This is a genomic window from Streptomyces sp. NPDC005962 (genome assembly GCF_040629205.1).
In the GTDB taxonomy this organism is placed as follows: domain Bacteria; phylum Actinomycetota; class Actinomycetes; order Streptomycetales; family Streptomycetaceae; genus Streptomyces.
In genome coordinates, this window is the sequence record NZ_JBEXVE010000002.1 from 263837 (window position 1) to 285018 (window position 21182).

Below are 21182 nucleotides of genomic sequence, written 5' to 3' on the forward strand. Positions count from 1 at the left end.
TCCTGGGAACCCGCGGTTTCCTGGAAGAAGGCCCGGTCAGGTCGTTGCGGAGTGATGAATTCCCTGCGTGTCGCGCGCTCGGATCATGGAAATGCCAAAGCAGTAGAGAAACAGGGTATTTTGTTGTAGACACCTGTCACGCACCGAGACCAGAAGTCATAGTCCTGAACACGGCGAAGACCGCGGCGGGGTCCGCCGCGGTCTTCGGTGACGGCTCGGCCGTCAGTCCTGGTACACCTTGTTCCGGCCCGCGCCGCCGGAGAGCGTGTCCGTGCCCTTGCCGCCGTACAGCGTGTCGTCGCCGCTGTTGCCGTACATGGTGTCGTTGCCGTCTTCGCCGTACAGCGTGTCGTTGCCCTTGCCGCCGTATACGAAGTCGTTGTCGGCCCCGGCGCGCAGGATGTCGTCGCCGTCGTCGCCGTACAGGTTGTCGGCGTCGCCGGTTCCGGTGAGGGTGTCGTTCCCGGCGTCGCCGCGGCACTCGTACTCGCAGGCGCCGGTGATGGTGTCGTCGCCGTCGCCGCCGCGGACGCCCATGCCGTTGCCGCCGTCGACGCGGTCGTCGCCGCCCTCGCCCATGAATTGGTTCTGCCCGGTGCCCTTGAGGACGTCGTCGCCCTCGCCGCCGCGGAGCGCGGCGATCGTACCGGCCTTGCCGTCGACCGTCGCGGTGTCGTCGCCGTCGCCGAGGAAGAGCTCGAAGGTGGTCGAGTCGTCGGAGCCTAGCGGCTCGGCGATGACGCACCGCACGACGGTGTGATCGGCCGCCGAGGGGTACTTACAGGCGTCCCACTGCCCGGCGGACGGGTCGATGGCCATGCCGGCCTGGTCGCGGAAGGTGATGAGGAAGTCGCCGCCGAACTCGGAGGGGTCGACGTCGATGTTCTCCGTGGAGACTGTCACGTTGTTTTGCTGCCCGGCGGCGGCCTTGTACGAGAGCACACCGTCGTCGTGGGTCAGGGTGGTCTGGGCCGCCGCGGCGGCGGTGTCCGCCTGGGCGGCGGGCGCCCAGAGCACGGCTCCGCCTAAGGCGATGAGCGCGGTGGCGGCGGTGGCGGCGGAGGCGAGGATTCTGTGCTGAGCCATGCGGAAGTGCCCCTTCAGGGAACGGGTGGATGATCGCCCGCTAAGACAGGGCGCCGGGGGAGGGGGTTGCGCTGGAACGGCCACCTCGGTTGCCCTGCGCGAACATGTCACCCCGGCGCTTCCCCGCGTTCTCCCGGAGAGCACCGGAGGGCAACCCCCGAGGCGGATTCCCGGACCGGTCAGAGATGGAGAAGCGCGGCGGCCGGGCCGAAGCTAGCGTGGCTCCAGCGCGTCATGGCCGCCTCTTGCCCCGACTGCCCCGGCCGCCCCGACTGCCCCGGCCGCACCGACGTGTAAGAAGCGAGACATACTACTCGAAGCCGGTCAGGCCGGTCAGGCCGGGTCGGGCGACGCCGACGGAGCCCGCGAAGGCGGCCCGCCCCATGGATGGAGACACGATGAGCATGACCCGAGGGACGGACCCGCGGCCGCCTGCCCCGCATATCGCCGACAGCCATGATCTGATCCGTGTGCACGGCGCCCGCGAGAACAACCTCAAGGACGTCAGCATCGAGATCCCCAAGCGCCGCCTGACGGTGTTCACCGGTGTCTCCGGCTCGGGCAAGAGCTCGCTGGTGTTCCACACGATCGCCGCGGAATCGCAGCGGATGATCAACGAGACCTACAGCACCTTCGTCCAGGGCTTCATGCCCACGCTCGCCCGGCCCGAGGTCGACGTACTCGACGGGCTGACCACCGCGATCATCGTCGACCAGCAGCGGCTGGGTTCCGACCCCCGCTCCACGGTCGGCACCGTCACCGACGTCCACGCGATGCTGCGCATCCTCTTCAGCCGGCTCGGGCAGCCGTACATCGGCCCGCCCGGCGCGTTCGCCTTCAACGTCCCCTCGGTCCGGGCGAGCGGCGCGATCACGGTCGAACGCGGCAACAGCAAGGCCGTGAGGACGACCTTCAGCCGCACCGGCGGCATGTGCCCGCGCTGCGAGGGCCGGGGCACGGTCTCCGACATCGATCTCACCCAGCTCTACGACGACTCCAAGTCGATCACCGAGGGCGCGTTCACCATCCCCGGCTGGAAGTCGGACAATGTATGGACCGTGGGGATCTACGCCCAGTCCGGCTTCCTCGACCCGGATAAACCGATCCGCAGGTTCACCAAGAAGGAGATGCAGGACTTCCTCTACCGCGAGCCGACCAAGGTCAAGGTCAACGGCGTCAACCTCACCTACGAGGGGCTGATCCCGAAGATCCAGAAGTCGTTCCTGTCCAAGGACCGGGAGGCGATGCAGCCGCACATCCGGGCGTTCGTGGACCGGGCGGTCACCTTTACCACCTGCCCCGACTGCGACGGCACCCGGCTGAACGAGGGGGCCCGGTCGTCCCGCATCGGCGGAATCAACATCGCCGACGCCTGCGCGATGCAGATCAGCGACCTGGCCGCCTGGGTCGGCGAGCTGGCCGAGCCGTCGGTGGCGCCGCTGCTCGCCGCGCTGCGGCACACCCTCGAATCGTTCGCCGAGATCGGCCTCGGCTATCTCTCGCTCGACCGGCCCTCGGGCACGCTGTCGGGCGGCGAGGCGCAGCGCGTCAAGATGATCCGCCACCTCGGCTCTTCGCTCACCGACGTCACCTATGTCTTCGACGAGCCCACCATCGGGCTGCACCCCCATGACATCCAGCGCATGAACAACCTGCTGCTGCGGCTGCGGGACAAGGGCAACACGGTGCTCGTCGTGGAGCACAAGCCCGAGACGATCGCCATCGCCGACCATGTCGTCGACCTCGGTCCCGGTGCGGGGACGGCGGGCGGCAGTGTCTGCTTCGAGGGCACCGTCGAGGGGCTGCGGACCGGTGGCACGGTCACCGGCCGCCACTTCGACGACCGGGCCGCCCTCAAGGAGACGGTGCGCAAGCCCACCGGCACCCTGCCGATCCGTGGCGCGAGCGCGCACAACCTGCGCGACGTCGACGTCGACATCCCGCTCGGCGTGCTGGTCGCCGTCACCGGCGTGGCGGGCTCCGGCAAGAGCTCGCTCCTGCACGGCTCACTGGTGGGCAGCGCGCAGGCCGCCGACGCGGGTGTGGTGGCGATCGACCAGAGCGCCATCCGCGGCTCCCGGCGCAGCAACCCGGCCACGTACACCGGTCTGCTCGAACCGATCCGCAAGGCGTTCGCCAAGGCCAATGGTGTGAAACCGGCGCTGTTCAGCGCCAACTCCGAGGGCGCCTGCCCCCACTGCAACGGCGCCGGTGTCATCTTCACCGATCTGGCGATGATGGCCGGTGTCTCCACCACCTGCGAGGAGTGCGACGGGAAGCGGTTCCAGGCGTCGGTGCTGGACCACCGGCTCGGCGGCCGCGACATCAGCGAGGTGCTCGCGATGCCGGTGGCCGAGGCCGAGGAGTTCTTCGGGGCCGGTGAGGCACGTACCCCGGCCGCGCACCGCGTCCTCGGCCGCCTCGCCGACGTCGGGCTCGGCTACCTCAGCCTGGGCCAGCCGCTCACCACGCTGTCCGGCGGTGAGCGGCAGCGGCTCAAGCTGGCCACGCACATGGCGGAGAAGGGCGGTGTCTACGTCCTCGACGAGCCGACCACCGGTCTCCACCTCGCCGATGTCGAGCATCTGCTCGGCCTGCTCGACCGGCTCGTCGACGCGGGCAAGTCGGTCATCGTCATCGAGCACCACCAGGCGGTGATGGCGCATGCCGACTGGATCGTCGACCTCGGCCCCGGCGCGGGCCACGACGGCGGCCGGATCGTCTTCGAGGGCACCCCCGCCGACCTCGTCGCCGCCCGCCCCACCCTCACCGGCGAACACTTGGCGGCCTACGTCGGCGGCTGAAGACCCGAAGCTGGTGGTACGGGACACCAGCGCGCCACCCCGGCCGTAGGGCCCCACCTACCCCGGCGTAGACGGCTGCTCCGGCGGGGTAGGTGGTCCATACCGATCCGAACATCCGTTACTTGACTGGGAGATCCTGGACATGGCCAGTAAGTTCACCGAGCTTGCGATCGACTGCGCCGATCCTCAGGGTCTCGCCCGATTCTGGTGCGTGGTCCTCGACTACGAGGTGCGGGACGAGGAGGACGGGCTCGTCACCATCGGCTCCCCCGCGGTGCCCGAGGGCAGGAACCGTCCCGGGGCCGGTGCCGCCGACGTTGACCTTCGCGCGCGTGCCCGAGGGCAAGACCGCCAAGAACCGGCTCCACCTCGACGTCAGCCCGACCGACAGGGAGCGGGACGAAGAGGTCGGCCGCCTGCTCGACCTGGGCGCCCGGCACGCCGATGTCGGTCAGACGGGCGACGAAAGCTGGGTCACGCTGGCCGACCCGGAGGGCAACGAGTTCTGCGTCCTCGCGGGCCGCCACCCCTGATCGTGCACACCCCTGATGGTGTAGAGGGGCCCCGCAGTGCGTTCCTCCTGCACACAGTGAGACGATGCGCCCGCTGAATCGATCTTCAACTGAAACGGAGGGCGAATGCATAAACGTCGTGGAACCGTGACCCGTCGCTGGAAAGTGGCGGCAGTCGCGTCCACGGTGGCCGTGGCGATCGTGGTCCCGGTGGCGGTGGCTCAGGCCTCGACCGAACCACCGGAGGTCAGCGCCAAGGGCGCGTACCTGCTCGACACCGGCTCCGACGAGGAGCTGATGGCCAAGGACGCCGACACCAAGCGTCCGATAGCGAGCACTACGAAGATCATGGCCGCGCTCGTGGTACTCGAGACCAAGAACGTGGACCTCACCAAGCAGGTCACCGTCAAGCAGGACTACCGGGACTACGTCACCAAATCGGAAGCCAGCACGGCGGACCTGCAGACCGGTGACAAGCTGACCGTCAACCAGCTGCTGTACGGGATGATGCTCCCGTCGGGCTGTGACGCGGCGATGGCACTGGCCGACACGTTCGGCACCGGCGACACCGTGGCCGACCGCACCAAGTCGTTCGTCTCCAAGATGAACGCCAAGGCGAAGGACCTGGGGCTCACCAACACCCACTACGACTCCTTCGACGGTGTCTCGGCGAGCAGCGACAACTACTCGACGCCCCGTGAGGTGGCGGAGCTGACGCAGCGGGCGATGGAGCACTCCAGCTTCGAGACGGTCGTCAAGTCGGTGTCCACCAAACAGGAGGCACCGGCGGCCAACGGCCGTACCCGGTACTACTCCTGGGACAACACCAACCGCCTCCTGGGCTCGTACAAGGGTGCGATCGGGGTCAAGACGGGGACCACCACCCCCGCCGGTCCCTGCCTGGTGTTCGCCGCCAAGCGCGATGGCCGCACGGTCGTGGGAGTCATCCTCAACGACGCCGCGGACCGTTACCCGGACGCGCAGAAGATGCTCGACTTCGCGTATGACGCCGACACCGACATGAAGTTGCGCAAGCTCCCGGCGGACGCTCAGCGGGACTGACCCGTACAGCCTCCCGAAACAGGAGCAAGAGGTAGGAGCAAGAGCAGGAGCATGGTGCCCCGGCCGGGTTGTTTCCCGGCCGGGGCACCGGCGTTTCAGGCCGAGCCCGTACGTCGATCCGCCGCCGACGCGTCGAGGGTGTGGCCGAGCAGATGGAGCGGCGCCGCGCTCACCCCGGCCGCCTCGACCGCCTCCCAGTAGGCGTGGGCGTGGGAGGCGTCGACCAGCCCGTGGACCAGCGGCAGGCCCGGCACGGCGGTGTGCAGCAGGGATTCGAGCCGACAGGAGGCGACCGTGCCCGGCAGCCACGACTGTGCCGCATAGCCGGAGGCGGCTGCCGGTGGCAGACCGTCGGCGATGTGCCGCAGGGTGTCGCCGACCGCGAGCAACCCGCCCCCGACCATGAGCACATCGCGCCGCCGACGCATCCGGTCGAGGGCGCGTGCGGTGTCGAAACAGTGCGGGAACGAGTCGTCGACCACGACGGTTCCGGCGCGCAGCCGGTCGACGTCGAGGACGGTCGTACCACCGCTGACGGCCGTGACGATCAGGTCGGCCTCGTACACCACATCGGGCACGGCCGGGGCGGACTCGGCCGTCTCCACCGGCCCGGCGAGACCGCTTCCGCGCAGCTCCGCGGCGAGCGCGCGCAGACGCGGCGCGCTGCCCGCGAGGTCGCACAGCACCAGGCGGGCGGGTGGCCGCGGGGCGTTGCCGAGCAGCAGGTTGAGGGACGACGTGCCGATCGAGCCGAGCCCGACCATGGCGACGGTGAGGTCCCCGATGTCGTGTCCTGCCGCTCCGTCCGCCGCGAGTGCGGCATGGACGGTCTTGACCACGGACACCGCGGTGGCCGCGTGGCCGGTGGTGACGGTCGTGTCCCCGCCGATGGGGTGTGCGGTGGCGGGTGCGTTGACGCGTGCGGTGGCGCGTACCACCTCGAATCCGTAGCCGGTGTACGCGGGGATCATCCCGGCCAGGGAGACACAGCGCGCACCGAGGGAGGCGGCGTGGCCGACGGCGCGGGCGGTGTGGCCGATGAGCCCGTTCCCCGGCGCCAGTTCGTCGGCGAACAGGGGCAGCGATACGAACGCCGAGCGGCCCAGCGGCGTACTGATCTCTTCCAGCAGACGGGGGCCGCCGTCCGGGAAGAGCAGGTTCCGCAGGTGTTCCCGGGGCAGCTCCGGGGCCGGTACCCCGGCGAGCGCCGCCAGGTGTCCGGGCGCCGGGAGGTAGCCGACGAGCGCGGCGTCCGTCCCGGAAGAGCGCTTGGTACGGCGCGGGCGCGGCGCGACGGCCCGGGTCAGCTCGTCCCGCAGCGCACGGGCGAACGCCTCCGTGGCCGTCGCGTCGAGAGCCGCGGCCGAGGCCCGCAGGGTGACGCGCAGGCCGTCGCCGACCGGCCGGACGGCCAGGAACACATCGGTTCCCACCGGGGGCGGGGCGAGTTCCGTGTCGTGGTGATCCCAGTCGAGGGTGAGGGACGCGCCGGTGGACGGCCCGAGGGCGGAGAAGTCGAGGTAGCTGAAGAGGAACTGGGTGGCGCGTGGCAGGCCGTGACTGTGGCCATGGCTCTCGCCGGACGGCTCGCCACCGGTGCCGTACGCCCGCGCGGTGGCCGCTTCTTTGGCGATCCGGCGCAGATCGTCGCGGAAGGCCGTGGCGGGTGTGGTGCTTTGGTCCTCTTCCGCCATGGCCGGGCGCAACGGCACGGCGGCGGCCAGCGGGCCGAACAGCCGATTGATGTCGGGCAGCGTGTGGTCGCGTCCGGTGACCGCGAGCCCGAGGACGAGGTCCCGTTGGGCGGTGAGATCCGCCAGGGCCCGGTAGTAGGCGGTCAGGACGGGGGCGTACGGCGTGGCGCGAACGGTGGCGGCGAGTTGGCGCAGCCCGGCCGTCACCTCGGCGTCGAGGGTGAACCCCGCGACCTCGGTCGTGTCCCCGGTGCCGCGGCGCAGCGTGGGCCGCTCGTACGGAGCGTCGTGGCGGGCCCGCCAGGTGCTTACCGCCGGGTCCGGGTCCGGGGCCGACTGCCCGAGCAGGGTCACGTAGTCGCGGAAGGTGCTGCGCAGCGGGGGTGGTGCGGGCTGTTCGCCGCGGCCGAGCCGGCCGTAGACGTCGAGCAGTTCCCGGCCGAACAGGGCCGCGCTGTAGCCGTCGCCGATGAGGTGGTGGGCGTGGACGACGAGCGTGTGTTCGTCGGGGGCGAGCGTCAGCACCCGCAGGCGCAGAAGTGGCCAGGCCCACGGTTCGAACCGGCGACGGCGTTCGTCGGCGACCCGTTCGTCGAGTTGTCCGGGGGACGTCAGGGTCTCGAAGTCCACCGGGAGCCGCAGCGCGGGCGGCAGCTCCTGCTGGACCGGCGGGCGGGCGCCCGAGGGGAAGACGGTGCGCAGCATGGGGTGGCGGACGACGAGGGCGTCGACCGCGCGCTGGAAGAGTTCGGCCCGCAGCGGGCCGCGCAGCCGCAGCCGGGCTAGCCACGCCGAGCCGGACCCGGGCGCGATGGCCTCGGCGACCAGGAACCCGCGTTGGGTGGGGGTGAGGGGGTACGGCGTGGCGTCCGCCCCGGCGGGGGCGGTGGGCACCTGGTCCGTGGCGGGCGTCTCGTCGACCGCGGTGGCCAGCGCGGCGAGCGTGCTGTGTTCGTAGATGACTGTCGGCCTGGGCAGGGTGGTGTTCCGCCGTGCTTCGTCGTACGTCTTCTCCAGCCGGGCGAACACCTCCAGGATGAGGAGGGAGTCGCCGCCGAGCGCGAAGAAGTCGTCGTCGCGGCCGACCTGCGTCACGCCCAGCACCTCGGACCAGATGTGGGCCAGGGTGTCTTCGGTGGGTGTGGCGGGTGGGGCTTTGAGGCTTGCTGCTCCGGTGTCCGTGTCCGGCGCCGATGTGTCGAGGTGCCGGCGGTCCACCTTGCCGGTGCCGGTGAGGGGCAGCGTATCGAGGTACCGGAAACGGGCCGGGAGCATGTAGTCCGGCAGTGTGCCGCGCAGATGGGCACGGAGCTGTGCCGGTTCGGGGCGCGGCCCGCCCGGCAGGGGTTCCACGAAGGCGGTCAGGCGGCCGTGCCGGTGGAGTACGGCGGCCTGCGCGACGGCGGGGTGGGTGTGCAGCACCGCCTCGATCTCGCCCGGTTCGACCCGGTGGCCGCGCACCTTCACCTGGTCGTCGAGACGGCCGAGGAACTCCAGTACGCCGCCTGGCCGCCTGCTGACCCGGTCGCCGCTGCGGTACCAGCGCCTGCCGTCGCGCTCGGTGAACGCCGCCGCCGTCTGCTCGGGGTCGCCGAGGTAGCCCGGCGTCAGCCCCGTGCCGCCGATGAGCAGTTCACCGGGCTCGCCCGGGGCGCAGTGGCGCCCGTCCTCGGCCACCACCGCCACCACGGTGCCGGAGACGGGGAGGCCGATCGGCAGTCGGCGTACGTCGTCGCCGGGGCGGGTGTCGATGACGTGGCAGGTGGCGTTGATGGTGGCCTCGGTGGGCCCGTACAGGTTCGCGATGCGGTGGCCGGGCCCGAACAGGTCGTACCAGCGGCGGACATGTGCGGCGGGCAGCGCCTCCCCGCCGACGTGAATCCAGCGCAGCGCCGACAGATCGGGGCGGGGCGCACCGCGCCGCACCCTGGTCTCGGCGGCGGTCAGCAGCCGTTCCCACAGGGTCGGCACCGAACTCCATACGGTGATCCGGTCCCGTACGACGCGGTCCAGCAGCGCTTCGGGGTCGCGGACGAGGTCGCGCGGCAGGGTGTGCACGGTGGCTCCGACCAGCAGCGGTGCCAGCAGCTGGCGTACGGACGCGTCGAAGCACACCGAGGCGGTCTGGGCGAGCCGGTCGCCCGCCCGGTAGCCGAAGGTGTCCACGGCCCAGTCCAGGTAGTTCACCATCGCCCGGTGGGTGATGGGCACGGCCTTGGGGTGGCCGGTGGAGCCCGAGGTGAAGATGGTGTAGGCGATCGCGTCGGGATCGGCCGGTGCGGGGTCCGGGGTGCGGGTGGGCGCGGGCGACGGATCGTCGATGGCGACGGCCGTCACCTCGTCGAACGCGTCGGCCATGGCGCGGGTGGCGGGGTGGCACACCACGGTCCGGGCCGTCGACCGGTGCAGCTGGTCGGCCAGGCGCGCGGCGGGATGGGTGGCGTCCAGCGGCACCCACCCGGCTCCGGCCCGCAGGATGCCGACCACACCGACGACGGTGTCGGCGCCCGGCTCGGTCAGCAGGCCGACCAGATCCCCGGGGGTGACGCCGTGGGCGCGCAGGCGGGCGGCGAGCGTGGCGGAGGCCGCGTCGAGTGCCGCGTACGTCATGGTGGCCTCGCCGGTGTCCACCGCCACGTGGTGGGCGGCCGCCCGGAACCGTGCGCACAGGCGCTCGACGATCCCGCTGTGTTCGGCGGGTGTGGTTCGTTCGGTGAGTTCCGTGAGTTCCGCGAGGTGTTCGTGGGCCAGGCGCTCCACGGTGGCCGGGGTGAACAGCCGGGCCGGGAAGTTCCAGGAGAAGTGGAGGGCCCCGTCGCTCTCCCAGCACAGCAGTCCCAGGCGCGTGGCGGCGGAGGCGGTGCGCGCCGCGGCCGGGCGTACCGTGACCGGACAGTCGGGGTCCGTGGTGACGGGGAAACGGGCGAAGCTGAACCCCGCCGGGGAGACCGTGCGCGGCCGCGCCCCCACGGTGGGCAGCAGCCGGGCGATGTCGAGGCCGGACAGCCTCGCGTGCCGCTCGGCGTCCAGCCAGACCTCGCGCAGCCGCTGCGCCAGGGCGGGCACCGGTTCGTCCGGGGCGACGGTGGCCAGCAGCGGCAGGGTGTCGGCGAGCGGGCCGACCAGCCGGTCGAGCCCGGCGAGCCGCAGCTCACGACGGGCGCGGGCCACGTTGACCGCGATGTCGCGCTGCCCGCTCCACCGCGCCAGGCAGCGCGCGTAGGCGGCCAGCAGCAGGTGGAAGAGTGACACGCCGTGGGCGGCGGCGCAGTTGCGCAGCGCGGCGGTGAGGCGGGGGTCGGTGGCCACCTGGTGTGCGGTGAGTGGTGCGGCGGGAGGTGTGTCGGGGTCGCCGTCCCACGGCAGGTTCAGGGGGCGGGTGCGGTCGGCGAGCCGGTCGCGCCAGTACCGGCGGTCCGCGTCGGATTCCGGGGAGGACCGTTCCGCGTCGACGGCGGTGGCGTAGTCGGCGAAATCGGCGTGCAGGGTCGGTAGTTCGGGGGAGCGGTTGTGGGCGAGGGCGGTGTAGACCGACCACAGCTCCTCGCCGAGGACGTTGACGCTGAATCCGTCGGCGGCGGCGTGATGCAGGACGAGCAGCAGGTGGGCCAGGTCCGCGTGTTCGCGTACGAGCACGGCACGTACCGGTGCCTCGGTGGTCAGGTCGAAGGGCTGGTTGCACAGCGCCCCCTCCAGGTCGGTCAGCGAGCCGCCGTCGGCGTCGCGGACCTCGTACCAGGAGGGGGTGGTGTGCGGTTCGGGCGCCGCCACGCGCTGCGTGGGCGCCGTACCGCCGGGGCCGGGCTCGATCCTGACGCGCAGCATCGGGTGCCGCTCGGCGAGGAACGCGAGCGCCCGGCCGAGCAGTTCGCCGTCCACGGCGCCGCTGACGGTCTGGCGTACGTATGCGTACGCGGCGACCTCGGGATGCAGCCTGCTGCCGGTGTGGAAGGCCAGCTGTACGGGGGTGAGCGGAAGCGGTGCGCCGGTGCCGGTGCGGCTGTGGGTGGGGTGTGGCGGGTGGACGGTCGGCTGTGCGCCCACCCGGTCCGGGTCGGCCGTCAGGTGCGCGGCCAGCTCGCGGATCGTCCGGTACTCGAAGAAGAGGGTGGGCGGCAGCGCCCGCCCCACCTCCGACTCCAGCCGCCGGACGAGGTCCACGGCGGAGAGCGAGTCGAGCCCCATGGTGAGGAACGGCTCGTCGTCGGCGACATCGGCGGGCGCGCGGTGCAGGGCCTCGGCGAGGAGGCGGCGCAGGATATCGGCGAGGAGGCGGGGTGAGGCGGCGTCGGCCGCGTGTGGCGCGGCGGGGGCGGACAACGGCCCTGCGTCCCCGGTTCCGGCTGCGGTCGGCGGCGGGGTTGCGTTGGTCCCGGACGGTTCGGGTTCGGTTGCGTCGGCCCTGGACACGGCGGCCTTCGCTGCGGGTGCCGTCGTCGGCGGCACGGCGTTGAGCTCGGCCTCGCCGGTCCTGGGCCGGTCGGGCCCCGGCGCGTCAGCCCAGGCGGTGGCGTGGGCAGCTGCCTGGGTGGCCGATGTTGCGGCCCCTGCTCCGCTTGTCGTCGGAAACGGTGCGGCGTTGGTCTTGGATGTGTCGGTGCTGGGCTGGCCGGGGTTGGACGCGTTGGCCTCAGATGTGGCGGCCCCTTCCCCCGCCCCCGTCGCGGTTGCCGTCGGCGACGGCGCGGCGTCGGCCTTGGCCCCGTCGGTCCTGGGCTGGTCGGGCCCGGTCGGGTCCGTCCGTGACGCGGCGAGGGGCGCCGCTTCGGTGGCCGACTCGGCGACGGTGAGCCCGGCGGCGGCCGACGTGGCAGGGGCAGGCCCAGTGGCGGCCGACACATCGGCGGGTGACGTGGCCGTGGCGGTGGCCGATACACTGGCCGCCGACTCCGTCGCCAACTCGGCCACGACCAGCTGGGCGGTGTCCATACCGCAGGCCGTGTGCAGCGCTGCCAGCCCCGTGCCGGTGGTCAGCGGTGCGATGCCCCGGGCAGCGGCGGTTGCCCGGGACGGTCCCCGCGCGGCCAGGCCGGTGTCCGTGAACGCGGCGAAGTTCAGCGACTGCCACGGCCGCCCGGCGGCCCGTTCGGCGGTGGCGAACGCGTCGAGGAAGGCGTTGGCCGCGGCGTAGTCACCGAGGGCGCCCGCCAGCCCCGGCAGCACGGCGGAGACCGAGGAGAACGCCACGCACACCGCCGGGCGGTGGCCGTGCCGCCACAGGGCCCGGGACAGCAGCTGGCTGCCGCGCACCTTGGCGGCCATGACCTCGGCCATCTCCTCCGGCGACTTGGTCCGCAGCGTGCCGGGGCGCACTACTCCCGCCGCATGGAACACCCCGTCCAGCGGCGGCAGTCCGGCCATCAGGGCCTCGACGTCGGCTTCGGCCGACACATCCGCCACGCGGTACTCGGCGGTGGCGCCGAGCGCGCCGAGTTCGGCCGGCAGACGGTCCGCCGGACGGGCCGACCGGCCGACCAGCACCAGGGTCGGACGGCCGCGTCCGGCCAGGTCACGTGCGAGCGCGGCGCCGATTCCGCCCGCACCGCCGGTGATCAGGTAGGTGCCGTCGGGCGGCAGTGGCGGCAGTGGCGACGCGGGTGGCGGACCGGCCACCGCCGGTGTGGTCGTACGGGCCAGGCGGTGGCCCGCACGCCACGCCACCGCCCCGCGGTCCGACGGCGCGTGGCGCCCGCACACCTCCCGTTCCAGCTCGTCGAGCCGGACGTCCAGGGAGTCGTACGAGGACACGTCGACGCTGTACGCGGTGAGGCCGGAAAACTCCTCGGGCAACGCGAGCGTCAGGCCGGTCAGCAGCGCCTGGGCCGGGCGGAGCCGTTCGGCGGCCGCCCCGGTGGCGTGCACATCCTCCGTGACCGCCACCAGACGCGCGCCGTCCTGGCTCATCCGGGTGAACAGATCCCGCAGCGTGGACACGGTGGACAGCACGGTGTGCGTCGTGGCATCGAGGTCCGCCACGGTCGCGCAGTCGGCCGCCGGTCCGGCGAACAGCACGGTGACCGGCGCGGACGGCTCGGCGGGGGACGCGTCGCCCCTCAGGACCGCGATTCCGCGCCGCTCCAGGCGGTGGGCCAGCGCGCGGGACAGCTCCGAGTCCGGCCCGGCCAGCCGGACCGCGCGCGGGGTGTCCCCGGCCGCCGCCGGAGGCGCGTCGCACCAGGTGAGGCGGTGCAGAAGCGGCGCCGCCGCAGGCTCGGGCCAGTACCGGCGGCGCTGGAACGGATACGTCGGCACGGCGACGCGGGACCGCCCCGCGCCCAGCGCCGCGTGGTCCAGCTCCACCCCGCGCGTCCACAGCCGCCCCAGGGCCGTCAGCAGTGCCCGCCCGGTGTCGTCGCCCGGCCCGGGAGCCGCGAGCGCGAACACCTCGGGCGACGGGTCGCGTCCGGCCGCGACGGAGCGGACCGGCCCCGGCAGGGTGGCGCCGGGCCCCAGCTCGACGAACGTGTCGTATCCGTCGTCCAGCAAACGCTCCACGGCGGAGCCGAAGCGCACGGGCCGCAGGGCGTGTTCGCGCCAGTGCGCCGGGTCCGGCGACGGCTGCCACCGGGCGGTCAGCGTGCTCAGCAGGGGGACCGATGGCGGACGGGGGGCCAGGGTGGCGGCCGCGGCGGCGAGCGGATCGGCCACCGGGAGCATCGCGGGGGAGTGGAAGCCGTGGGAGACCGGGAGGATACGGGCCGTGATCCCCTCGGCGGCCAGCCGCGCCACGGCCCGGTCGATGGCGTCCGGGGTTCCGGAAATGACCGTCTGATCGGGGGAGTTGGCGGCGGCCACGCACAGCGCACCTGCCGATTCGGCCAGCAGCGCGGCGACGGCGTCCTCGCCACCCCGTACGGCGGCCATGGCGCCGGGGGCGGCCAGATCGCGCATCAGACGCCCCCGCTCGGCGGCGAACCGCACCGCCTCGGCCAGGGTGAGCGCCCCGGCCACGCAGGCGGCGGTGATCTCGCCGACGCTGTGCCCGGCCACCGCGTCCGGGCTCACGCCCCAGCCGCGCAACTGCCGGGCGAGCGCGACGCCATACGCGACGAGCAGCGGCTGCGCGACCTCTGTACGGGCCAGATCGGCGGGCGTGGCATCGGGGTCCAGACACCACCGGGTCAGGGTGCGTCCGCACACCGGGCCGATGAGCGCGGACGCCTCGTCCATCGCGTGGCGGAACGCGGGCGCGCGGCGATACAGCTCACGGCCTGCCCCCGGTCGGACGGCGCCCTGGCCGGGCAGCAGGAACACCAGCCGGGGCCGGAACGCGGCCACCGCGGGAGCGGGGTGGGCGGCGAGGCGTTCGGCCAGGTCGCCCCGGGACACCACCGCCAGGCGGTGACGGCCGTGGTCGCGGGCGGTGTTGACGGTGGCGCACACGTCGCCCTCGTCCAGCTCCGGGTGGGCGCGCAGATGGGCCGCGAGGTCACGGGCCGCGGTCTCCAGGGCGTCGACGCCGCGCGCCGAGAGCGTCAGCAGATGCGGGCCGTCGTCCTCGCGGCTCGACGCGCCGTCCGCACGTGGTGGCGCCTGCTCGAGGATCGCGTGTGCGTTGGTACCGCCGAACCCGAAGGCGTTGATGCCCGCCACCAGCGGGCCGGGGGCCGTCCATGGGCGATGCTCGCCGACCACCGCGAAATCATCCGCTTCACCTGGCGGATCGTGGTGCAAGGAGGCGGGCAGCTCCCGGTGGCCCAGGGCCAGGACCACCTTGACCAGGCTCGGCATGGCGGCGGCGTTGAGCAGATGGCCGACGTTGGTCTTCACCGAGCCCAGCGAGCGGAGCCGTCCGTCGGCGCGTGGCCCGAATGCCTGGCGCAGGGAGCGCAGTTCGACGGGGTCACCGAGGGCCGTACCGGTGCCGTGCGCCTCGAGGTAGGACACGCTGTCGGGGTCGACACCCGCGTCCCGGTACGCCTGGACGATGATCTCCCGCTGGGTGAGCGCGTTGGGGGCCAGCAGACTCAGCGAGCGCCCGTCGTTGTTCACGGCGGTGCCGCGCAGCACGGCCAGGACCGGGTCTTCCGCGCGGTACGCGTCGTCCAGCCGGGCCAGCACGATCGCCGCGCCGCCCTCGCCGGGGACGAAACCGTCGGCCGCGGCGCTGAAGGCGCGGCAGCGCCCGGTCGGCGACAGCACCCCCGCCTGCTCCAACAGCCGGTGGCCGGTGGAGGTCAGCGCGAGGTTGACCCCGCCGACGACGGCGAGATCGCACTCGCCGGACTGCAGGCTGCGGCGCGCCAGGTGCAGCGCGACCAGCGCCGACGAGCAGGCGGTGTCGACGGCGAGGGCCGGGCCGGTCAGGTCCAGGCTCTGCGCCACCCGGGCGGCGACGAGGTTGGGCAGGTTGCCGGTCAACGCGGCGGGCGGCAGCCCGCCCTCCGGCCCGGCGGCCCGGGCCAGCACCTCGCGGTAGCCGCTCTCCCCGGTCGCGGCAAACACACCGACGCGTCGGCCCGCCCGTCGCGGGCCCGCGTATCCGGCGCGTTCCAGGGCCTCGTGGGCCAGCTCCAGAAAGATCCGGGCCTGCGGGTCGGTCGCGCTCGCCTCCTGCTCGTCGATGCCGAAGTACGCGGCATCGAAACCGGCCGCATCGGCCAGGAACGCGCCCCACCGGGCGGTGGCCTCCGGCGGGGTGGCCCACCGGTCGGCCGGTACGGGACCGACGGCGTCGTGGCCCGCCACGAGCCGGTCCCAGAAGGCCTCCGGGGTGTCCGCCCCGGGAAAGCGGCAGGCCATGGAGACGACGGCGATCGCGCTCTGGCCGCCCCCGCTCGGACGTGAGCGACCGGATTCCGGCTGCTCACCGCTCCGGGCCGCCACCAGGTATTCGGTGAGCGCGGCGACGGTGTCGTGGTCGCGCAGCACGCCCGGCGGTACGGAGACCCCGAAGGTGTCCTCCAGCGCGGCCAGCACCTCCATCGCCTTCAGCGACGACCCACCGATGGCAAGGAACCGGTCGTGCACCCCGATGCTGCGCGCAGGCCGCCCCAACACCCGAGCCCAGACCCCGCTGACCACCCCCGCAACCTCCCGCCACGAAGCCGCCACCCCGGACCCCTCTGCCGCCATCGCGGCGCCGCCCATCGCGCTGCGACCGTTCGCAGAGTCGCCCTCGGCGGGGAGGGCCGGGGGCGGGGCAATCGCCGCCGGGCCATGCCCTGCCGGGCCGCCCCGCTCCGGGCCGTCTTCCGCCGGAGTGGCCGCACCGGTGGTGGCTGGCGTGGTGGCCGACCATCGGGTTTCGACCGTCGCGTACGCCCCGGCCTCGAAGCGCTCGCGCATCGTGCGGCGGCGGAGCTTGCCGCTGGTCGTCCGAGGGAACGCTGCCGGGGGCAGTGGCAGCACTCGTACGTTGTCGTGGGCCAGGGCCTGGCGTACGCGGGCCCTCACCTGGGCGAGTACGGTCGCCGCTTCACGAGGTGGCCTCGGCCACTGGACGAAGACGACGACGCGCTCCGTGCCGTCGGCCGGGTCGGTCGAGCCGATCACCGCGGCCAGCGGGGCCGGCAGGCCGGGGGGGGGCCGTCGCCACGTGCTCCAGGTCCGGGGCGTGGAAGGTGCGGCCGCTGACGAACACCACGTCCTTGTCGCGGCCGGTTACGCACAACCGGCCGTCGTCCAGGAACCCCAGGTCGCCGGTGCGCAGCCAGCCGTCGGTGAACGTGGCGGCGGTCGCCTCGGGGGCCTCGCGGTAGCCGCGGGCGACCTGGGGGCCGCGTACCTGGATGTGGCCGACCCGCCGGTCGCCCAGGGCGCGGCCCGCGTCGTCCGTGATGCGCACCTCGCAGCCCGGCACCGGCAGGCCGACGTCCATCAGCTCCACCGCGTCCGGGCCCGGGGCGGTGTCCACCGCGCGGCCGCGGCTGAGGGCCGCGCGGTCCAGGACGCGGGGTGCCGCCACCTCGTCCAGGGGCGGGAAGGTGACGGCAAGGGTGGCCTCGGCCAGGCCGTAGACGGGTTGCGGGGCGCGGGCGTCGAGCCCGGATGCCCGGGCCTTCGTGGTGAACCGCCGCCACACCGCCGGGGCGATCGGCTCGGCGCCCACCAGGACCAGCCGCACGGCGGTCAGGTCGAGTCGGCCGAACACCTCGTCGGGAATCCGCCGGGCGGCCAGCGCGAGGGCGAAGTTGGCCGCGGACAGGAGCGTGGCCCGGTGCCGGGCCGCCGTCTCCAGCCACAGCGCGGGCCGTTTGGCGAACGACAGCGGCTCCAGCCGCACCTGCTTGGCGCGCGCGGCGAGCGGGGCCAGATGGGTGCCGATGAGCCCCATGTCGTGGAAGTACGGCATCCAGCTCGCCACCACGTCGTCGGTGGTGAGGGCCGCGGCGGCGCGGATCTGCTCCAGGTTGGCCAGGACGCAGGCATGGGTCAGCTCCACGCCCTTGGGCGCCCCGGTGCTGCCCGACGAGAACTGCAGGAAGGCCACGTCATCGGGGGCGGCCACCGGAAGCCGTCCGGGCGGGCGGCCCCGCCGTAGCGTTTCCAGCCTCAAATGCCGTACGCCGGAGGGGAGTTCGGCCAGCAGGGAAGCGGTCGTCCCGTCGACGGCCACCGGCGGATGGCCGAGCAGTTCCCACACCGGCAGCACCCGCCGCGCATCGGGCGCGAGGGGCACCGGGACGAGCCCCGCCGCCAGCGCGCCCCAGAACATCGCCTGGAAGTCGTCACCGCGGTCGGCGAGCAGGGGGACGCAACTCCCCGGGGCCACACCGGCCGCCGCGTAACCGCCCGCGACGCGCAGCGCTTCGTCCCGCAGCTGCGCGTGGGTGACGGTCCGCTCGGTACCGTCGCCCCGCACATGCACCATCACCTGGTCGGGAGCCACCTCGGCGGCGTCCAGCAAGACCCCCAGGAGCGTGGTCTCGCCATTCGGTCCGGACATCAAGGCTCTCCTCGTTCGCTCGCTTCCATCCTGAGGGAGGGGCGAGGGGGAGTGCCTGGTTCCGTAGAGCGGTTTACGACGTTACGCGGAGGTCGTGGTCGCGCCCGCCCGGGGCTGATCGGGGGCCGTCGGCTCGCCGTCCCGCTCCTCCGGCAGCTTCAGCAGCAGCGTCAGCACGAACGCGACGAGATAGAGGGCGAGGAAGACCAGGGTGACTCCGCCGGCGCCGACGAGCGGGAAGAACAGGCTGGCGAGCGCCGGGCCGACGAAGGCCGCGCCGCCCGCGCCCAGGTTGAGCAGGGCCATCGAACCGCCCTTGTTCTCCGGGGCCATCGACGGGATGAGCGCCGAGATGGGCACGAACCCCGCGAGGGTCGCCCCGTAGAACATGCCCGCGAGCACCGCGACCCAGAAGTAGTCCGGGCCGAGCCACACCGGTACGAAGTACAGCGTCGTGACGCTGATCGCGCAGCCCAGGGCGCCGAAACCGGCGATGGTCGTGCGCCAGCCGATGCGGTCGGAGAGGACACCGAAGATGAGGTTGAAGAAGATGTTCGTGCCGTAGATGATCGCCAGCAGCTGAAGCCACTTGTCCTCGCCGAAGCCGACGTCGTCGGAGAAGATCCGCGGCAGGTACACCAGCATGCCGAACTCGGGGGCGGTGTTGATGACCCGGACCAGGCAGCCCACCAGGACACGCGGATGGGTCCAGATGATGGAGACCGAGTTGAGCAGGCTCTCCCCGGTGGTGACCTCCGGTGGCGCCATCCGGTCACCGCCGGGCCTCCGGCGCGCGCCGACGAGGGCGATGGCACCGCCGAGGAGGATGAGGGCGAGCGCGGACCACAGCGTGCCGAGGCGGCCGAACGAGGGGATGGTCAGGCTCGACCACAGCGAGCCGAGGGTGGGCAGGCCGCCGGTGAAGGCGAAGTAGAACCAGCCGACGGCCGTACCCAGCCGGGCCTTCGGTGCCGTGTTGGTGATCCAGACGAGGAAGCCGAACGCGAAGAGCGGGTAGCCGAAGCCCCGGAGGCCGTAGAAGAGCAGCATCAGCGGGTAGTTCTCGGTGCCCAGGGCGAAGAGCAGATACGCGGCGTCGAAGACGGCCCAGATCACCAGGCCCACCCACATCACCCGGCGCGGCCCCCACACCTGGCAGAGCGCGCCGGAGAACCAGGACGCCAGCATGACGGCGATGCCGTACACCGTGATGACGTACCCGGCCCGTACGTCCGTCCCGGCGCCGTGGTCGGCCATGTACGGGGCGATGAAGCCGGATTCGACGCCATCGCCGATCATGAACAGGAGCACGCCCACATAGCCCAGGACCAAGGCTTTCGGCATCGCTACCTCCACTCTGAGGTGTTGACGGAGTATGACCGCAGATACTCAAGCGCGCCGAGAGAAATATCAAGAGTCTTGGTAAGACTAACGAGATCGGATGTTAATTATCCCGCCTGGATCACGCTCGGTCCCGCCTCGGTCACGCCTCGATCACGCCTCGATTCCCCTCGAACCCCCCTCGATCACCCGCACATCGGTCAGCTCCCGCATCTCCCGCACCAGCTCCTCGTCCACCGGGCCGGTCAGCAGCACATGGTCGAAGGAGTCCACGCTCTCCAGCCGGTGCAGCGCCCGGCGGCCCACCTTGCTGTGGTCCATGAGCAGCACGCTCGTCGCGCCCGCCTGCCGGGCCGCCCGCTTGATGCTGACGATCTCCTGCTCCTGATGGAACGTCATGCCCGCGGTCATCCCGGAGGTGGACAGCACGGTCAGATCGACCGAGATGCCGCTGATCATGTCGATCGCGGGCAGTCCGATCCACGAGTCGTGGGTGCGCGAGTACTCGCCGCCCACGCAGATCAGCCGGATGCCCTCGGCGTTCCTCAGCTCCTCCGTGATCAGGCGGTAATTGGTCACCACGGTCAGCGGCCCCACGTCGGGCAGCATCCGGGCCAGGGCCAGCGCCGAGGTCGAGTCGTCCAGCATCACCGACATCCCCGGCGCCACGAACGGCAGCGCGGCGCGGGCCAGCGCATCCTTCTCCTCGCGGTGCGCGTGCAGCCGGAAGTCCGAACTGGACTCGAAGACCATCGAGGGCTGCGCGGAGACACCGCCGTGGTACTTGCGCAGGATGCCGCGGTCCGCCAGCTCGGCGATGTCCCGGTGGACCGTCATCAGGCTGACGCCGGTCAGCTCGGCGAGTTCGGCCACGGTGGCGTCCCCCCGGGCCAGAACGTGGTCGACGATCACTTGGTGTCGCTGTTGCCGCGCACCGCGCGAAGACGGGAGAGTCATGGCTCCATCCTGCCGTGCCGATTTCTCACATGGAACCAGTGACAAGTCACACCGCGACTGTTAATTTCGCTGTGACGTAATCAGCAGCCAGGGGATCAAGGGGATCAGGGGTACGCATGGCCGACGCAGTGGTCTTCGACATGGATGGCGTACTGGTGGAGAGCGAGCATCTGTGGGAGGAGCTGTGGACCGCGTACGCCGCCGCACACGGCCGTTCCTGGGGCCCGGACCAGACCCGTGACGTCCAGGGGATGAGCGCCCCCGAATGGGCCGCCTACCTCACCCGCTTCTGCGGGGCGGACGGCTCCGCCGAAGGCGCCCAGGCGACCGAAGGCGCCCAGGGGACCGCCGAGGACACCGAACGGACCGTCGTCGACGGCATGGTCCAGGCGCTGGCCGACGGGCGCATCGAGCTGCTGCCCGGCGCCCGCGAGATGATCACCGACACGGCCGAGCGCGGCCCCGTCGCGCTCGCCTCCTCCGCGCCGCGCCGGGTCATCGACGCCGTCCTCGTCCACCACGCGGTCGACCACCACTTCAAGGCGACCGTCTCCAGCGCCGAGGTGCCGCGCGGAAAGCCGAGCCCGGACGTCTATCTCGCCGCCGCGAGCGCGCTCGGCGTGGCCCCGGAGCGCTGCCTCGCGGTCGAGGACTCCAGCAACGGACTGCGCGCCGCGGCGGCCGCCGGGATGACCGTCGTGGCCATCCCCAATCCGCAGTACCCACCGGCCGAGGACGCCCTCGCGGCCGCCGCCTTCCGCTCCCCGGACCATGGAGCCGTACGCGACTTCCTGCTCAGCAAGCTCGACGCCCAGCCCGACACCCGAGGGGAGTGACC

Annotated in this window: 8 protein-coding genes and 1 pseudogene; 4 read left to right on the top strand and 5 right to left on the bottom strand. The window is 72.6% G+C overall.

The window, feature by feature from the left end; genetic code table 11:
- Positions 1–222 precede the first annotated feature (222 nt).
- Positions 223–1086, bottom strand: a complete 864-nt coding sequence (locus ABZ370_RS04920) for a calcium-binding protein (RefSeq protein ID WP_358616524.1) — start codon at positions 1084–1086, stop codon at positions 223–225.
- Positions 1087–1484: 398 nt separating this feature from the next.
- On the opposite strand from ABZ370_RS04920, the gene ABZ370_RS04925 reads away from it, so the two are divergent.
- The 3 genes and pseudogenes from ABZ370_RS04925 (at position 1485) to ABZ370_RS04935 (ending at position 5464) form a co-directional block, all read left to right on the top strand.
- Positions 1485–3890: an excinuclease ABC subunit UvrA gene (locus ABZ370_RS04925; protein WP_358616527.1), complete on the top strand. Its 2406-nt coding sequence runs from the start codon at positions 1485–1487 to the stop codon at positions 3888–3890.
- A gap of 142 nt (positions 3891–4032) precedes the next feature.
- Positions 4033–4423, top strand: a pseudogene (locus tag ABZ370_RS04930) (VOC family protein).
- Between the two features lie 105 nt (positions 4424–4528).
- Positions 4529–5464 (top strand): serine hydrolase, encoded by a 936-nt coding sequence (locus ABZ370_RS04935; protein ID WP_358616530.1) that lies wholly within the window; start codon positions 4529–4531, stop codon positions 5462–5464.
- Positions 5465–5559: 95 nt separating this feature from the next.
- Here the strand turns inward: ABZ370_RS04935 and ABZ370_RS04940 are convergent, their stop codons facing one another.
- The 4 genes from ABZ370_RS04940 to ABZ370_RS04955 form a co-directional block, all read right to left on the bottom strand.
- On the bottom strand, positions 5560–16653 hold the full coding sequence (locus tag ABZ370_RS04940) for an amino acid adenylation domain-containing protein (protein ID WP_358616533.1): 11094 nt from the start codon (positions 16651–16653) through the stop codon (positions 5560–5562).
- A complete protein-coding gene (locus ABZ370_RS04945; RefSeq protein ID WP_358616535.1) occupies positions 16577–18046 on the bottom strand; it encodes an AMP-binding protein in 1470 nt (489 codons plus the stop codon). The genes ABZ370_RS04940 and ABZ370_RS04945 overlap by 77 nt, the downstream gene beginning before the upstream one ends.
- Before the next feature lie 81 nt (positions 18047–18127).
- On the bottom strand, positions 18128–19390 hold the full coding sequence (locus ABZ370_RS04950; protein ID WP_358616537.1) for an MFS transporter: 1263 nt from the start codon (positions 19388–19390) through the stop codon (positions 18128–18130).
- 150 nt (positions 19391–19540) lie between these two features.
- A complete protein-coding gene (locus ABZ370_RS04955) occupies positions 19541–20344 on the bottom strand; it encodes a DeoR/GlpR family DNA-binding transcription regulator (RefSeq protein ID WP_358616540.1) in 804 nt (267 codons plus the stop codon).
- A gap of 116 nt (positions 20345–20460) precedes the next feature.
- On the opposite strand from ABZ370_RS04955, the gene ABZ370_RS04960 reads away from it, so the two are divergent.
- Positions 20461–21180, top strand: a complete 720-nt coding sequence (locus ABZ370_RS04960; protein WP_358616543.1) for an HAD family phosphatase — start codon at positions 20461–20463, stop codon at positions 21178–21180.
- Positions 21181–21182: the final 2 nt, after the last annotated feature.

Coding starts and splice junctions, on each gene's coding strand:
- ABZ370_RS04920 (WP_358616524.1), bottom strand. CDS start 1,086: ATGGCTCAGCACAGAATCCTCGCCTCCGCCGCCACCGCCGCCACCGCG.
- ABZ370_RS04925 (WP_358616527.1), top strand. CDS start 1,485: ATGAGCATGACCCGAGGGACGGACCCGCGGCCGCCTGCCCCGCATATC.
- ABZ370_RS04935 (WP_358616530.1), top strand. CDS start 4,529: ATGCATAAACGTCGTGGAACCGTGACCCGTCGCTGGAAAGTGGCGGCA.
- ABZ370_RS04945 (WP_358616535.1), bottom strand. CDS start 18,046: ATGTCCGGACCGAATGGCGAGACCACGCTCCTGGGGGTCTTGCTGGAC.
- ABZ370_RS04950 (WP_358616537.1), bottom strand. CDS start 19,390: ATGCCGAAAGCCTTGGTCCTGGGCTATGTGGGCGTGCTCCTGTTCATG.
- ABZ370_RS04955 (WP_358616540.1), bottom strand. CDS start 20,344: ATGACTCTCCCGTCTTCGCGCGGTGCGCGGCAACAGCGACACCAAGTG.
- ABZ370_RS04960 (WP_358616543.1), top strand. CDS start 20,461: ATGGCCGACGCAGTGGTCTTCGACATGGATGGCGTACTGGTGGAGAGC.